The sequence below is a fragment of the Sinomonas sp. P10A9 genome (assembly GCF_041022165.1).
Taxonomy (GTDB): Bacteria; Actinomycetota; Actinomycetes; order Actinomycetales; family Micrococcaceae; genus Sinomonas; species Sinomonas puerhi.
Genome location: NZ_CP163302.1, coordinates 3,311,555 through 3,326,903 on the forward strand (window position 1 = coordinate 3,311,555; position 15,349 = coordinate 3,326,903).

Annotated in this window: 11 protein-coding genes; 1 reads left to right on the plus strand and 10 read right to left on the minus strand. The window is 69.8% G+C overall.

The features are described 5' to 3' along the window. Positions 1-80 precede the first annotated feature (80 nt). The 10 genes from AB5L97_RS15200 to AB5L97_RS15245 form a co-directional block, all read right to left on the minus strand. A complete protein-coding gene (locus tag AB5L97_RS15200; protein WP_307958876.1) occupies positions 81-1,022 on the minus strand; it encodes an NAD-dependent epimerase/dehydratase family protein in 942 nt (313 codons plus the stop codon). Further along, positions 1,019-2,395: a Gfo/Idh/MocA family protein gene (locus tag AB5L97_RS15205; protein ID WP_369045283.1), complete on the minus strand. Its 1,377-nt coding sequence runs from the start codon at positions 2,393-2,395 to the stop codon at positions 1,019-1,021. Before AB5L97_RS15205 ends, AB5L97_RS15200 begins: the two co-directional genes overlap by 4 nt. Positions 2,396-2,577: 182 nt before the next feature. Next, positions 2,578-4,185 carry a rhamnulokinase gene (locus AB5L97_RS15210; RefSeq protein ID WP_423246795.1) on the minus strand — a complete coding sequence of 536 codons (1,608 nt, stop codon included), beginning with the start codon at positions 4,183-4,185 and terminating at the stop codon, positions 2,578-2,580. Beyond that, entirely contained in the window at positions 4,182-6,221 is a 2,040-nt protein-coding gene (locus AB5L97_RS15215; RefSeq protein WP_369045284.1) for a bifunctional aldolase/short-chain dehydrogenase, read from the minus strand. The genes AB5L97_RS15210 and AB5L97_RS15215 overlap by 4 nt, the downstream gene beginning before the upstream one ends. 15 nt (positions 6,222-6,236) lie before the next feature. Next, a complete protein-coding gene (gene rhaI, locus AB5L97_RS15220; RefSeq protein WP_369045285.1) occupies positions 6,237-7,403 on the minus strand; it encodes an L-rhamnose isomerase in 1,167 nt (388 codons plus the stop codon). Between the two features lie 64 nt (positions 7,404-7,467). After that, the gene (rhaS, locus tag AB5L97_RS15225; RefSeq protein WP_369045286.1) at positions 7,468-8,556 is read right to left on the minus strand and encodes a rhamnose ABC transporter substrate-binding protein; all 1,089 of its coding nucleotides are present in this window, start codon (positions 8,554-8,556) and stop codon (positions 7,468-7,470) included. Between the two features lie 50 nt (positions 8,557-8,606). Continuing rightward, positions 8,607-9,650, minus strand: coding sequence for an ABC transporter permease (locus tag AB5L97_RS15230; RefSeq protein ID WP_369045287.1), 1,044 nt, complete (start codon positions 9,648-9,650; stop codon positions 8,607-8,609). Further along, entirely contained in the window at positions 9,640-10,668 is a 1,029-nt protein-coding gene (locus AB5L97_RS15235) for an ABC transporter permease (RefSeq protein WP_369045288.1), read from the minus strand. The genes AB5L97_RS15230 and AB5L97_RS15235 overlap by 11 nt, the downstream gene beginning before the upstream one ends. Then, positions 10,665-12,248: a sugar ABC transporter ATP-binding protein gene (locus AB5L97_RS15240; RefSeq protein ID WP_369045289.1), complete on the minus strand. Its 1,584-nt coding sequence runs from the start codon at positions 12,246-12,248 to the stop codon at positions 10,665-10,667. Before AB5L97_RS15240 ends, AB5L97_RS15235 begins: the two co-directional genes overlap by 4 nt. 139 nt (positions 12,249-12,387) lie before the next feature. After that, positions 12,388-12,780, minus strand: coding sequence for an L-rhamnose mutarotase (locus tag AB5L97_RS15245; RefSeq protein ID WP_369045290.1), 393 nt, complete (start codon positions 12,778-12,780; stop codon positions 12,388-12,390). A 456-nt stretch (positions 12,781-13,236) separates the two neighbouring features. Between AB5L97_RS15245 and AB5L97_RS15250 the strand changes: the two genes are divergently transcribed. Further along, a complete protein-coding gene (locus tag AB5L97_RS15250) occupies positions 13,237-15,345 on the plus strand; it encodes a DUF6807 family protein (RefSeq protein WP_369045291.1) in 2,109 nt (702 codons plus the stop codon). The last annotated feature ends 4 nt before the right edge of the window (positions 15,346-15,349 follow it).

Below are 15,349 nucleotides of genomic sequence, written 5' to 3' on the forward strand. Positions count from 1 at the left end.
TCCTTGGGTCGGTGGAGGGGCCGGGCGGGGTGGGCGGGATGGGGGCCTGATGGGATGGGTGGAAAGCCCTGCGGCCCAGGTCAGGAGAGGTGCGCGGCGGTGGCCGCGAGGGGCTCGCCGGCGAGCTCGGTGCGCCACGACCGCTGGGGCCGCCAGCCGAGCAATCGCCGGGCCTTGGCCGAGCTGAAGGCCGCCTGCGTTCCGGTGAGGTGCTTCGCGATGCGCTCGGTGCCCGGGAAGTACCGGGGCACGAGCTCGGCGAGCGAGTCGCGGGCCATGGCGTCGTCGGCGCTGACGAAGAACACGTCCCCGTTGCGCACCTCGTCCGCGGCCTCGAGCCAGCGCTCGGCGAAGCCCGCGGCGTCGCGGGCGTCGACGTAGTTGAAGAGGGACACGGCGGCGAGCTCGGGCCGGGCGAGCCGCTCGGCCACGGTGTGGCCTTGCTGCGTCGGGGTGCCGTTCCATTCCTGCGGGCTGATGACGAAGCACGGCCGGAACGCGCCGACCCGGAAGGAGTCGCCCCGCGCCGCGACGAACATGCGGACCGTGGCCTCCATGGTGGCCTTCGAGAGCGCGTAGGCGTTCCACGGCGCGATGGGGTGCTCCTCGTCGATCGGGAGGTACTGCGGGGCCCAGCCCTGCGGCGTCCCGTAACCGAGCACCGTGGGACTCGACGCAACGAGCGCGCGGCCGGCGCCGGCGTCGGCCGCCGCGGACAGCACCGAGAGGCACAGCTGGGCGTTGGTCCTCAGGATCACATCCTCGGGCGCGCTGAACGGGACGGCGATCGCCGCGAGGTGCACGACGCCGTCCGGCCGCAGCCGCTCGAACTCCCCACGGGTGGCGGACGCGTCGGCGAGGTCGACGGTGAGCTGCCGCACGCCGTCGTGCACGAGGTCCGACGGCGCGCGGTCGAGCGAGATGACCTCGTGGCCGCGGGAGGCGAGGTGGTTGACGACGCTCACGCCGAGCCGGCCCGAGCCACCCGTCACCACGACGCGCGAAGCGCTGCGCCAGGTCATCGCGCACCTGCCTTCTCGGCGGTGTGCGCCTCGCCCTCGACGAGCGGGAGGCCGAAGTCCGCGAGGCGGACGGCCTGGCCGGTGCGGAGGGATTCGTTCCCCGCGATCCCGACGAGGACGCTGCGCACGCCGTCGCCCCAGCCAGCCTGGCGGTGGAGCGGATCGACGCCCGGGCCGCGGAAGACGTCGTCGAGCAGCATGGCGTCGCCGCCGCCGTGGCCACCCTCTCCCTCGTGGATCTCGACGATCCGCGCGGGCTCCCAGAGGCGCTGGACGCGCACGAGGGTTCCTTCGGGCCGTGCGGCCGCGCCGGCGAGATGCGGGTCCACGGCTGCGGACGGGTCGAGCGTGTGCCGGTCCGGAGCCACAGAGCCGCGCTCCACGACCTCGATCTCGACGCGCCCTTCGGTACCGTTGATGGCCACGCGATAGCCCTCCCACGGGGAGTGCGCCACCAGCGTGTACGCCATCGACGCGCGACCGCGGTAGCCGACCACGAGGCTCAGGTTGTCCTCGATGTCGATGCCCTCCGTGAACACGTCGCGGTCGCGGAGGTAGCCATCGTCGGACTCGCCTTCGAGGTAGAGCGCGCGGAGCTTCGGATCCGCCGCGAGGTCCAGATTGAACGGGTCGGCGCGGTCAGGGTTGTCGCGGCTCAGCTGCGGGCGTGGGGCCCCGCCGCGCTCTGCGGCATTGGCCGCTCCGTAGAAACGCAGGCCGCCCTGGGCGTAGACGGTCTCGGGGACATCCCCGAGCCACCAGTTCACAAGGTCGAAGTGGTGCGTCGACTTGTGGACGAGCAGTCCGCCCGAGTTGGCCTTGTTGCGGTGCCAGCGGCGGAAGTAGTCGGCGCCGTGGACCGTGTCGAGGCACCACTCGAAGTGGACCGAGGTGACCTTGCCGATCTGGCCCGAGGCGATGATCTCCCTGATCGCGGCATTGCGCGGCGAGTAGCGGTAGTTGAACGTGACAACGAGCTTCGCGCCCGAGGTCCGCGCCGCGGCGTCGGCCGCGTCCACGATGCTCCGGAGGCCCTCGACGCTCGTGGTGAGCGGCTTCTCGCACACGACGTCGACGCCGCGGGCCAGTGCCTCGGTCACGTAGTGCGCGTGGGTGAAGTCCGGGGAAGTGACGACGAGGGCGTCTGGCCGCTCGACGTCGAACATCTCGCCGAGCCGGTCCGGAGTGTAGTGGAGCGGCGCGGTGCCGGAGGCGAGGGCCGCATGGGAGTCGTAGTGGGCCATGCGGTGCTCGTTCGTGTCGACGAACGCGACCACGCGGCCAGCATCCCTGTGGCTGCCTGACAGGGCATCGATGTACATCTGCGCGCGCGAGCCGGTGCCGGCGAGGGCGTATTTCTTGGGAGCTTGCATGTGGCGAGGTCTCCTTGCAAAGGCTTCGGCCGGCGCCTCCTTCGACGCCCAGTAACCGGTTTCTCACCACGGTACTCCGGCGGAGGGCTTCTGCCAAGGGATATGGGAAAACGCTTGCCCAGCGAGAAGAGGATCGGCAGCCCGGTGTGGGGCTGCCGATCCTCTTCTTCGTTGGCCCGCGGTCAGACCGCTGCGGGAACGTACTCCCGCAGCTCCACGCTGGCCCGGACGGCCGCGCGGAGGGCGACGAGGCCGCCGTCGAGAGCCCCGGCCGCGCGGGCCTGGACCAGCACGTTGCCGAGTGCGGTGGCCTCGACGGGCCCGGCGATCACCGGCAGCCCGGTCGCGTCGGCGGTCAGGCGGCAGAGGAGCTCGTTCTGGGACCCGCCGCCGACCACGTGGACCACCTGCGGGCGCCGGCCGGACAGCTGCGCCGCCCGGGCGATGGTGCGGGCGTAGGCTGCGGCGAGGCTGTCGAGGATGCAGCGCACGACGGCGCCGGGCTCGTCCGCGAGCACGTCGCCGGCGCTGGGATGGGAACCGCCCGAGGCGCCGGCACGCGCGGCGGCCGCATGGATCCGCTCGGGCATGCCGCCCGGAGCGATGAACTCCTCGGAGTCCACGTCGATCTGCGGACCGCCAGCCGGCAGCGCCGCGGCGGCGGCGAGCAGGACCTCGAGGGAGGACTCCCGCCCCTCGGCGGCCCATTGCCGCTGCGACTCGGACAGGAGCCACAGGCCGCCCACGTTGCGCAGGTACCGGATGGTGCCGTCCACGCCGCGCTCGTTGGTGAAGTTCGCAGCACGGCTGGCATCCGTGAGCACGGGGGCGTCCAGCTCGACGCCCACGAGCGACCATGTGCCCGAGGAGATGTACGCGACCTCCTCCCCTGGGCTGCCCCCTCCCGGTGCCGCGGGGACGGCGGCCACAGCGGAGGCGGTGTCGTGGGAACCGACAGCGACGACCGGCGTGCCCTCGGGCAGCCCCGTGCGCTCGGCCACGGCCGGCAGGAGGGTCCCGTAGGTCTCCCCCGGGGCGATGAGCTCCGGGAAGAGCGCCTCGGGGAACCCAAGGGCCTCGAACAGCTCCCGCGACCAGGTGCCCGTGCGCGCGTCGAGGAGCCCGGTGGTTGACGCGTTGGTCTCCTCGGTCCGGCGCGCGCCAGTGAGCCAGAATGCGAGCAGGTCCGGGATGAGGAGCGCCTCGTACCCGTCCAGGCGCGGCTCGGCGGCGAGCTGGTAGAGCGTGGTGAACGGCAGGAACTGCAGCCCGTTCACCCCGTAGAGCCTCTCCGGCGCGGCCTTCGCGTGGACCACCGGGATCGCGGCCTCGGTGCGCCCGTCGCGGTACGAGAACACGGGCTCCTTGAGCCGGCCCGCGCTGTCGACGAGGCCGTAGTCCACGGCCCACGTGTCGATCCCGATGCTCTCGATCCGCAGTCCGCGCGCCGCAGCCGCATCGTGGGCCTTCGCCAGGCCGGTCTGGACCTCGGCGAAGATGCCGGGCAGGTCCCAGCGGAGCACGTGGGCCCCATCGCTGGTCACACCGTCGTCGATCACGCCGTTCGGGAAGCGGTGGACGACGTCGAGCGCGACCTTCGGCGCGCCGTCGTTCGTTGGAGCGTCGTGCCTTGCGCCGTCGCGCATCCGGCCGTCGTGCATCCCGCCCGGCCCCCCGCCGGCTGGCTGAGGAGCGCCCACCGTGGCGAGGATGACGCGCCCGGACGAGGCCCCGACGTCGACCGCTGCGAAGCAATGGCGGTCAGGGCGGGGCGCGGCGGACTCGTTCACCGGAGGAAGGCGGCGGCGACGCCGGCGTCGACGGGGATGTGGAGGCCTGTGGTGTGGGAGAGCTCGCTGCTGGTCAGGACGGCAGCGGCGTTCGCGACGTGCTCGGGGAGGACCTCGCGCTTGAGGAGGGTGCGCTGGGCGTAGTACTCGCCGAGCTTCTCCTCCTCGACCCCGTACACGGCCGCGCGCTTGGCGCCCCAGCCGCCGGCGAAGATGCCGGAGCCGCGGACCACGCCGTCGGGGTTGATGCCGTTGACGCGGATGCCGTGCTCGCCGAGCTCGGCGGCCAGGAGGCGTACCTGGTGGGCCTGGTCGGCCTTGACCGCGGAGTAGGCGATGTTGTTCGGGCCGGCGAACACGGAGTTCTTCGAGGAGATGTACACGATGTCCCCGCCCATCCCCTGGGCGACCATGGCGCGCGCGGCGGCCTGCGAGACCAGGAACGAGCCCTTGGCCATGACGTCGTGCTGCAGGTCCCAGTCCTTCTCACTCGTCTCGAGCAACGGCTTGGAGATGGACAGGCCTGCGTTGTTCACCACGAGGTCGATGCCGCCGAACGCCAGGACCGTAGCATCAACGGCCGCTGCGACCTGGGTGGCGTCGGTGACGTCCGCCCGGACCCCGATGGCGACGTCGGCGTTGCCGAGCTCCGCGGCGGCCGCCCGGGCCTTGTCCAGGTCGAGGTCCGCGATGACGACGCACGCGCCCTCCGCGGCCAGGCGGGTCGCTATGGCCTTGCCGATGCCCGACGCGGCGCCGGTCACGAGGGCGATGCGGGTCGCGTGGGACTTGGGCTGGGGCAGGCGCGCGAGCTTGGCCTCCTCGAGCGCCCAGTACTCGATGCGGAACTTCTCGCCCTCCTCGATCGGGGCGTAGGTGGAGATCGCTTCGGCGCCGCGCATGACGTTGATCGCGTTGAGGAAGAACTCCCCGGCGACCCTGGCGGTCTGCTTGTCCTTGCCATAGGAGAACATGCCCACCCCCGGGATGAGGACGATCGCGGGGTCGGCCCCGCGCATGGCCGGCGAGTCGGGCTCGGCGTGGCGCTCGTAATAGGCCGCGTACTCCTCGCGGTAGGCCGTGTGGAGATCCTTGAGCCGCGCGATGCTCTCCTCGATCGAGGCATCCGCGGGCAGGTCCAGGACGAGCGGGGCGACCTTGGTGCGCAGGAAGTGGTCCGGGCAGCACGTGCCCAGGGCTGCCAGGCGCGGGTGCTCGGCGGAGGCCAGGAACTCCAGGACCCGGGGGTCGTCGTCGAAGTGGCCCACCTGCGGCCGGTCGGTCGAGGCGAGGCCGCGGATCACTGGGGCCAGGGTAGCGGCCTTCGCACGGCCCTCTTCCCAGGGTAGGGCACAGTAGCCCGGGAGTGCGGGGCCGAAGGGTTCGGGGCGGCCGTTCTCTGCGATGTACTTCTCGGCCTGGGCGATGATCCACAGCGAGTTGGCTTCAGCCTCTTCGCTCGTCGCCCCCCACGCGGTGATGCCGTGGCCGCCGAGAATCGTGCCGATGGCCTCGGGGTTGGCGGCTTTGATCGCTGCGATGTCGAGGCCGAGCTGGAAGCCCGGACGCCGCCAGGGCACCCACACGACTCTGGCGCCGAAGACCTTCTCGGTGAGCGCCTCGCCGTCGGCCGCGGTGGCAATCGCGATGCCCGCGTCCGGGTGGAGGTGGTCCACATGCGCGGCGTCGACGAGCGCGTGCATCGCGGTGTCGATCGAGGGAGCGGCCCCGCCCTTGCCGTGGAGGCAGTAGTCGAACGCGGCGACCATCTCGTCCTCCCGCTCCACCCCCGGGTACACGCCGGCCAACGCGCGGAGTCGATCCAGGCGCAGGACGGCGAGGTTCTTCTCGGTCAGGGTGCCTAGGTCACCGCCGGAGCCCTTGACCCACAGGAGCTCGACCGGCTCGCCCGTCACGGGGTCGGTCTCGGTGCCCTTGGCCGAGGTGTTGCCGCCGGCGTAGTTGGTGGTGCGCTTGTCCGCGCCGAGGCGGTTCGACCGGGCGATCAGCTCGGTCACAGTCTGGTTCTGTGTCATGTCTTGAGGGTCCTCTCAGGCGCCCCAGCCGGCCTGGGTGCCGCCGACTCGGGTGTCGTTGATGAGCTTCTGGTAGCCGGAGGCGGCGTAGGCGGTCATCGGGTCCGCCGGGAGGCCGCGCTCCTCGCGCCAGGCGGCCAGGGCCGGGCGCACGTCGGTGTAGAACGCGTCCATGAAGACGGCGTTCGCCGCCAGGACGTCGCGGTTGGCCTGGGCCTCCTGGAGCGCTGCGCGGTCCAGGAGGAGTGCGCGCGCCGTCATCTCCTGGACGTTGAGGACCGAGCGGATCTGGCCCGGGATCTTCTCCTCGAGGTTGTGGCACTGGTCGAGCATGAGGGCCACCCCCGAGTCGGGCTCGAGGCCGCCGCCGCGGACCACCTCGACCATGATGCGGAAGAGCTGGAACGGGTCCGCGGCGCCCACGATCAGGTCGTCGTCCGCATAGAACCGCGAATTGAAGTCGAAGGATCCGAGCTTCCCCAGGCGCAGCAGCTGGGCGACGATGAACTCGATGTTCGTCCCCGGGGCGTGGTGGCCGGTGTCCAGGCATACGAGCGCCTTCTCGCCCAGGGCGACGGTCTGGGCGTAGGAGGTGCCCCAGTCCGGGACGTCTGTGTGGTAGAAGGCCGGCTCGAAGAACTTGTACTCGAGCACGAGCCGCTGGTCCGCCCCGAGGCGCGCATAGACCTCCTGGAGCGAGTCCGCGAGGCGGTCCTGACGGGCCCGGATGTCGTCCTGGCCCGGGTAGTTCGTGCCGTCGGCGAGCCAGACCTTCAGGTCTCGCGAGCCCGTCTCGTCCATGATGTCGATGCACTCGAGGTGGTGCTCGATCGCGCGGCGGCGCACAGCCTCGTCGGACGAGGTCAGGGAGCCGAACTTGTAGATGTCGTCCTGGAACGTGTTCGAGTTGATCGTCCCGAGCTTCACGCCGAGGCCTTCGGCGTGGGAGCGCAGCGCCGCGTAGTCCTCGACCTTGTCCCACGGGATGTGGAGCGCGACGCTCGAGGCGAGGCCCGTGAGCTCGTTGACCTTGGCAGCGTCCTGGATCTTCTCCTCGACGGTCCGAGGCGTGCCCGGCGTGCCGAAGACCTTGAAGCGCGTGCCGGAGTTGCCGTACGCCCACGAGGGAACCTCGATCGCAAGGGCGTCGAGGCCCTCGGGGGCGGTGGTGGAGGTGGTCATCGTCATTCTCCTGCGGTGCGTGGTGCGGGGCCGCACCTGCTCAGCGCGGCCCCGCGTCGTGGGTTTAGAAGTTGTACTTGTCGACGTTGTCCGCGGTGAAGACCGTCGGGTCGCCGAGCAGGACAGTGCCGTTGGCCCCGATCTTGAACTCGCCGAGGCTGCCGGCCTTGAACGTCTGGCCTTCGGCACCGGTGATCTGGCCGGAGGAGAGGGCCGCGCCGGCGTAGGCGGCGAGGTAGCCGAGCTTTTCGACGTCCCAGAGGGCGAAGGCCTTCATGGTGCCGTTCTTGACGTAGTCCTTGAGCTGGCTGGGGAATCCGAGGCCGGTGAGCTGGACCTTGCCCTTGTACGAGGAATTGGCGAGGTACTGCGCTGCGGCGGCGACGCCGACGGTGGTCGGGGAGATGATCCCCTTCAGCGTCGGGTGCTGCTGCAGGAGGGCCTGGGTCTCCTGCTGGGACTTCTGTGCGTCGTCGTTGCCGTAGGCGGTGGCGACGAGGTGGAGCTTGGAGTACTCGGGCTTCTCCAGGTCTTTCTTCATGAGGTCGATCCAGGCGTTCTGGTTCGTGGCGTTGGCGGTCGCGGAGAGGATGGCGATGTCACCGCCGTCAGGGCCAACGGCGTCGGAGATGAGCTTCACCTGGGTGTCGGCGATGCCCTGGGCCGTGGCCTGGTTGATGTAGAGGTCGCGACAGGACGGGTCAGTGTCGGAATCGAACGTGACAACCTTGGCGCCGTTGCTGCGTGCGTCGCTCAGCGCCGTGCAGAGCGCCTTGGGGTCGTTGGCCGAGAGCGCGATGACGTCCGTGCTCTGCTGTGTGAGCGTGTTGATGTAGCTGACCTGGCTCGAGGCGGAGGCGTCTGAGGGCCCGACTTCCGAGAAGCTGCCCTTGAACTCGTCGACGGCGTTCTTGCCGCCGCGGTCGGTGACGGTGAAGTAGGAGTTGTTCAGCTGCTTGGGCAGGAAGGCGACCCTCAGGCCGGACTTGAGGGGCGCGCTCGGATTGGCTGAGGCACTTGAGGTGCTACCGCCGGCAGCGGCGCCGGTCGAGGAGCTGTTCGTGGTGCCGCCACAGGCGCTCAGGGCCAATGCCGCTGCCGCAGCGACAGCGACGTAGGCCGGCGCGAGCTTCCGCAGAGAGCGCGCGGACATAGTGGAACGATTCATTATTGGTCCTTTCGGGGAGGGTCCGTCTGCCTGTGCTAGGCGGATCGGGGTCTTGCTGAGACAGATCGCGGAGCCCTGCTCCTGATCCCGGTCAGTGCGCTGGGGCCTACGACGGCGATGATCAGCAGGCCGCCGGTGAGCATGGAGAGCGTGTCCTCGGGGACACTGGCAAGCTGGAGTGCGTTGCGCAGCACGGCAAGCAGTGCGACTCCGGCGACGACGCCGGGGAGGTTGCCCTTTCCGCCGAAGATTGACACGCCCCCCAAGAGCACGGCGGCGACCACCGAGAGTTCGAGCCCGGTGGCGTTGTCGCCGCGGGCACTGCCGTAGCGCAGGGTCCACCAGACCCCCACCATGCCCGCGACGGCGCCGGAGACGACGTACAGCCAGAATTTGGTCTTGGCCACCGGAATGCCCGCAAAGCGCGCAGCATCGGTGCTGTAGCCCATGGCGAAGAGGGTTCGGCCGAATCCGGTGAAATGGAGCGCGATCCCGAAGGCGACCACGAGCACGAGCACGGGGATGAGCCAGACCGGGATCCCGGTGGCGCCGATCTTGGCGGTGATCCCCTTGGTGATGGCGAGGGGGAAGCTGGTGACTGCCTGGTCGCCGAGTGCCACGAACGCCAGGCCGCGGAACAGCGCGAGGGTGCCGATGGTCACCGCGAGCGACGGCAGGCCGGCGGCGGTCACGAGGACGCCGTTGAACGCCCCGCAGACGGCACCGAGGAGTACCACGAGCGGCACGATGGTCTCCATCGGCACTCCTGCATTCCAGAGGACGCCGAAAACGCAACTGGTGAACCCGGCGACACTGGCCACCGAGAGATCGATCTCCCCTGTGAGGACGATGAGGGTCATGGGCAGCGCCAGCAGGAGGATCGGGATGATGTCGATCAGCAGGAACCCAGTGTTGCGGATGGAGGCGAAGCCGGGGATAAGGGACCCTGCGGCGATGATTCCAATGACCAGGACGGCGATGACTGCGGCGTCCCATCCGCGGAGCGCGCCGAAGCGTGGAGCAGCGGGAGCGGCCTCGGCTGCGGCCGATTCAGTACGGCGGGGAGTCTCAGTGGACACGGGCGTCAAGTCCTCTCAAGCGCAATTCGGTGCGGTGGGCCAGATACTTGTCCAGGCCGATGGATGCCAGGATGAGGGCGCCGACCATTGCCCCCTGCCAGAACGGGGAGACCCCGAGGACGGGAAGGGCGGACGTGATGGTGGTCAGAAGCACAGCGCCGATGGCGGCTCCGTAGGCGGTCCCGACGCCGCCGGCGATCGCAACTCCGCCGACGACCGCTGCGGCGACGACGTTGAGCTCGAGACCTTGGCCGGCTGTGGCATCGAGGTTGCCGTACTTGGCTGCGTAGGCCACGCCCGCGAGGCCCGCGAGGGCGCCGGAGGCGACGAAGGCCGTGAAGACGCGGCGGCCGACGCGCAGGCCGTAGAGGTTCGCGGCATTCAGGTCAGAGCCGATGGCGTAGAACTCACGGCCGGAGCGCAGGTGACGCAGGTACAGGCCCACCGCGAGCATGACGATCATGGCGATGATCGCCAGGTAGGGGATGCCGAGGAGCGAGCCGCTCCCCATGTCCAGCAGACCTTTGGGGAGGTCCGACGGATTGATGTGCTGGCCACGGGCCCAGGCGAAATCGATGCCGCGAAAGATGTACAGGGTGCCCAGCGTCACCACGAGGGCAGGGACCTTGGCCAGGGCGATGAGGGCGCCGTTGACTGCACCGAGGACTCCGCCGAGCGCCACTCCGGCCAGGATGACGAGAGGAATCGGCAGGTCCGGCATCGCTGAGCAGAGCTTGCCGGTGGCGAACGCGGTCAACCCAAGGACCGATCCGACGGACAGGTCGACGTTGCGGGTGATGACCACGATCGCCTGCCCGACGGCCAGGATGACCAGGATCGAGGAGTTCAGGAGCATGTCCCGGAGGCTCTGGGCATCGGCGAAGCGGGGATTGACGGTGGTGGTGACCGCGACGAGCAGGATCAGGGCGAGCAGGACGCCGAACTCCCTGGCCTTCGTCACGGAACCGATCCAGCCTGGTACGGCAAGGGTGCGGCGGGGTTGGCTGATCACGCTCACTGCGCGGCTTCCTTTCTGGTGGTCGCGGCAGGTGTTGTGCGCACACCGGCCGCGGCGGCCATGACCGTCTCCTCGGTGGCCTCTGCACGGCTGAGCTGAGCGGCGATGCGACCCTCGTGCATGACCAGCACGCGGTCAGACATCCCGAGGATCTCGGGGAGCTCGGACGAGATCATGAGGACTGCGAGTCCCTTTCCGGCGAGCTCGGAGATGAGCCGGTGCACCTCGGCCTTCGTGCCGACATCGATACCGCGAGTGGGTTCGTCGATGATCAGGACACGGGGGTCGGTGGAGAGCCACTTGCCCAGGACAACCTTCTGCTGGTTCCCTCCGGAAAGAGTGGAGATGGGAGAGGTGGGCGTCCCGGCCTTGATCTGCAGCCTCTTCGACCAGTCGCCGGTGACCCTGCTCTCCGCCCGGCCCGAGAGCAGGCCGAAACGGCTCAGGCGTTTGCGCAGCGTCAGGGTGAGGTTGCGGCTGACGCTCATCTCCATGACCAAGCCCTGCTTGCGCCTGTCTTCGGGGACAAAGGCCATTCCGGCTTTGATCGCATCCACGGGGGATCGACCTCGCAGCCGTTTGCCGCCCAAGGTGACGTCCCCGTCGTCGTACGCGTCAATCCCGAAGACGGCCCGGGCTACCTCCGAGCGACCCGCTCCGACGAGGCCGCTCAGACCGACGATCTCGCCCGCCCTGAGGGAGAAGGTGATGTCATGGAACGTCCCGCGCCGGCTCAGCCCGCGCACTTCAAGGACGGGGTCCCCGATCACGGCCTCCTGCTTGGGGTACAGCGACGAGACATCTCGGCCGACCATCTGGCGGATGACCCCGTCGACCGTGAGCTTCGAAGCCTCGGCCGTGGTGACGTGGGCTCCGTCGCGCATGACCGTGATCCAGTCTGAGATCCCGAAGACCTCATCGAAGCGATGCGAGATGAACAGCACCGCCGCGCCCTTGGCGAGCAGCGTCCGTGTGACGCGGAAGAGCCGCTCGACCTCCGTGCCACTCAGAGCGGCCGTCGGCTCGTCCATGATGAGGACCCTCGCGTCCATCGAGATGGCTTTTGCGATCTCGACCAGCTGCTGGTCTGCGATGGAAAGGCCCTGGGCGATTCGGTCAGGGTCGATGTTCACTCCGAGCGCGCTGAACAGGCCGTTTGTCTGCTCTCGCATTGCGCGTCGGTCGATCCGGCGCAGGCCACCCTTGACCGGCTGACGGCCCATGAAGATGTTCTCGGCCACTGTGAGGTCCGGGAACATCGTCGGCTCCTGATAGATGACCGCGATGCCTGCGCTCCTCGCTTCGAGCGGGTCTCGAAACACGACCGGCCGCCCGTCGAGGAGCATGTGGCCGCTGTCTGCCTGATGGACCCCAGCCAAAGTCTTGACGAGGGTGGACTTTCCGGCACCGTTCTCGCCGACGAGGGCGGTGACCTGCCCTGAATACAGGTGGAGGTTCGCCCCCTGCAGCGCTCGGACCGCGCCGAAGGACTTGTGGATGTCCGTCAGTTCGAGAACCGGCACTGTTGGACGGCTGGCGACTTGTTGTCCCGCCTGCCCTCTAGCATCCGTGTCTGGCATCTTTGCCTCTTCTGAATCGATTCAATTCGTAATAGACATTACTGTATTGAGTGATCCACGCCACGTCAACACCCAACCTCAAAGCACGCTCGCATGCGTCGCGGACGGCGGACTCCAGCAACTCGTTGGTCGCCGCCGCCTACGACGGCCGGGGGCCTGGACCAGCCACAGTCGCCCTGGCCGCGGCGAGCTGGGATTCGAGGTTGAAGACCTCCTCGAGGGGGACGAAAGCCTCGTCCGGGGGTGTGTCGACTCCGGCGAAGAGGTCCGCCATTTCGGACTGCCAGCGAGCATTGACCTCGTAAGCGGCCATGCGGGCGGTCGCGGCATCGAGGCTGTCCGTTTCGACGTATCCGATGAGCAGCCCATCCGGGCGGAGGAAGAGCGAGTAGTTGTGCCAGCCGGCGGCCTCAAGGGCCTCGAGCATCTCGGGCCAGACGGCGGCGTGGCGCCGCTTGTACTCCTGGATGCGGTCGGGCTGGATCCACTGCTGGAAGCAGATTCGGCGCCGCGTCGCTGGGGTCTCGCTCATGGCGTTCCTTCCTGTCCGGATCAGATCTGTGTAGCCATCCAGAAGTGAATCGATTCAGATCGTCTTTCCGGAACGGTAGATGAGTCCGACGCGAAGGGTCAATGCCTGACCTGGATTCGTCTGAATAGTTCAAGGCACCGATCCGCCCGTTGGTCTCGGCCGCTTCTCGTTGCCCGGTCAGCTCTCCTGGCCCCCTCTCCTCGCCTGGACCTCTCCCTGTCTGGCTCCTTGGCCGGACCTCTTCCGCCGAGGTCGGCCGGTTCTCCTTGTGTGAGCGCTTCTCCTTGCGTGGGCCGCTCCGCACTTGCGTGAGCAGACAAGGAGAAGCGGCGGGCGCGGCAATGCGCTCTCTGCCGAAGGCAGCGCCCCAAGGCTCTGGACGTCCGCCCGCGGCTCGTGCCAAACTGGATCCGGAAAACGCTTTCCCACAGCCTGAACCGGTCGCAAAGGAGCCAGATGATCACGCACGTCTCCCACCCCACCGCCTCGGCCTCAGGGACCGAAGATACGGGAGGGCAGGAGCACGCCCCGGCCCGCGTCGCCCTCGTAGGCGCCCACGGCTTCGGCCTTGTGCACCTCCGCAACCTCGCACGTCTCGCTGCCCAGGGCGCCCTGGTCCTCGACGCCGTAGCAGACCCCCGAGAGCCGGAACCCGGAAGCGTGCCGGAAGGCACGCCGTCGTACGCGTCCCTCGAGGATCTCCTCGCCGGCCGCCCCGCGCCGGACATCGCGATCGTTGCGACGCCCATCCAGATGCACGGTCCGCTCGCCGCCGCGGCACTCGCCGCCGGCGCCCGGCTCTACCTCGAGAAGCCGCCCGTGCCCTCGATTGCCGCCTACCGCGAGCTGCTCGCAGACGCCGAGAGCCGCGGCGCCGCAGTCCAGGTGGGGTTCCAGAGCCTCGGATCGCACGCGCTGCCCGCAATCGAGCAACTCCTTGCCTCGGGAGAGATCGGCGCCCTGCGGGCGGTCGGGGCGATCGGGGTCTGGACCCGCGACCTCGCATACTATGCGCGTTCGCGCTGGGCCGGGAAGCGCCTCATGGACGGCGTCGAGGTCGTGGACGGCGTCGTGACCAACCCGCTGGCCCATGCGGTCGCGACGGCGCTGCGTATCGCCGGGGCGCGGCGGGAGGAGGATGTCGCGAGCGTCGACGTCGACCTCTACCACGCCCACGGTATCGACGCCGACGACACGTCGGTCGTGCGCCTCGTCACCGCCGGGGGAATCCCTGTCACGTGCGCACTGACGCTCTGCGCGACCGAAACCGCGGAGCCGTGGGTCACGGTCTACGGCACCGAGGGCGAGGCCCAGCTCTTCTACACGCAGGACAGGCTGATCGTCCGCACCGAGGCCGGCGAGCGCGAGGAGCGCTACGGCCGCACGGACCTGACCGAGAACCTCCTCGACCACCTCTCCCACGGGACCGGGCTCCTGAGCTCGCTCGCGAACACGGGTGCGTTCATGCGGGTCCTCGAGGCTGTGCGCACCGCGCCGGAGGTCCGGGCCATCGCACCCGGGTACGTCGACTGGGTCGGCGAGGGGCAGGCCGCCCGGCCGATCGTGCGAGGCATCGAGGCCACGCTCGAGCGGGCCGTCAAGGCGCAGGCAACGTTCGCCGAACTCGGCGTCCCCTGGGCCGCCGCCGTAGGGCCGGCAGGGTTGCTCACCCTCCCTGACGGGCAGCCGGTGGCCGAGCTGTGCGACGGCGCCCACCTCGCTCCGGCACTCTCGCCCCGGCCGTACCTGCACCCGGTCCGCACCCTGGCGGGGACCACGGTCACTGACCACCTGCCCCTCGACCATGTGTGGCACCTCGGCCTCGGGCTGGCGCTCCAGGACGTGTCCGGGACCAACCTGTGGGGCGGCCGCACGTACACACGCGAGGCGGGGCGGTACGTGTGGCGTGCCGACCACGGCCGTGTCGCGACGGAGTCCATGGACGGTCCACGGGGCCGAATCCTGCAGCGGCTGCGCTGGGAAGCGCACGACGGCGCCGCCCTCCTCGCGGAGGCGCGAACCCTCACCGCCGAGCGGGCCTTGGGACCGGCGGACGACGGCGCATGGCGCCTCACGCTGCACTCGCGCCTCACCGCTGCGCGGGATGTGATCCTCGGGGGTCCCGGCTCGAACGGCAACGCCGGCGGTGGCTACGGCGGCTTCTTCCTGCGCCTCGCCTCGTGCACGGGGGCCCGTGTGTTCACCGCCGACGCCGAGGGCGAGACCGCCGTGCATGGGCATGCCGCCCCCTGGATCGCCTGGAGCGCGCGCTTCGACGGCGGGCCCGCCGGTCGGGACGGCCAGGGCGCCGAGGCCGGCGTCGTCATCGCGGCGGCGCCCGAGACACCCGACGATCCGTGGTTCGTCCGTCTCGCGGGGTACCCCGGCATTGGCTCGGCCCTCGCATGGGAGCGGGCTGTGGAGCTCCCCGCCGGCGAGGCGCTCGAGCGGACGTTCCGAGTGTGGTTCGTGGACGGTCCCGTCGACCCTGAGCGCGCAGCGGCCCTGGTCGCTGCCCCGGACGCGACGGCCCCGGACTCAGCAGCCCCGGAAGCGGGCGCCTGAGGGC

Bases quoted from the DNA above. Each gene is read 5' to 3' on its own strand.
- AB5L97_RS15245 (WP_369045290.1), bottom strand. From the start codon at position 12,780: ATGAGCGAGACCCCAGCGACGCGGCGCCGAATCTGCTTCCAGCAGTGG.
- AB5L97_RS15240 (WP_369045289.1), bottom strand. From the start codon at position 12,248: ATGCCAGACACGGATGCTAGAGGGCAGGCGGGACAACAAGTCGCCAGC.
- rhaI (WP_369045285.1), bottom strand. From the start codon at position 7,403: ATGACCACCTCCACCACCGCCCCCGAGGGCCTCGACGCCCTTGCGATC.
- AB5L97_RS15250 (WP_369045291.1), top strand. From the start codon at position 13,237: ATGATCACGCACGTCTCCCACCCCACCGCCTCGGCCTCAGGGACCGAA.
- AB5L97_RS15200 (WP_307958876.1), bottom strand. From the start codon at position 1,022: ATGACCTGGCGCAGCGCTTCGCGCGTCGTGGTGACGGGTGGCTCGGGC.
- rhaS (WP_369045286.1), bottom strand. From the start codon at position 8,556: ATGTCCGCGCGCTCTCTGCGGAAGCTCGCGCCGGCCTACGTCGCTGTC.
- AB5L97_RS15205 (WP_369045283.1), bottom strand. From the start codon at position 2,395: ATGCAAGCTCCCAAGAAATACGCCCTCGCCGGCACCGGCTCGCGCGCG.
- AB5L97_RS15215 (WP_369045284.1), bottom strand. From the start codon at position 6,221: ATGACACAGAACCAGACTGTGACCGAGCTGATCGCCCGGTCGAACCGC.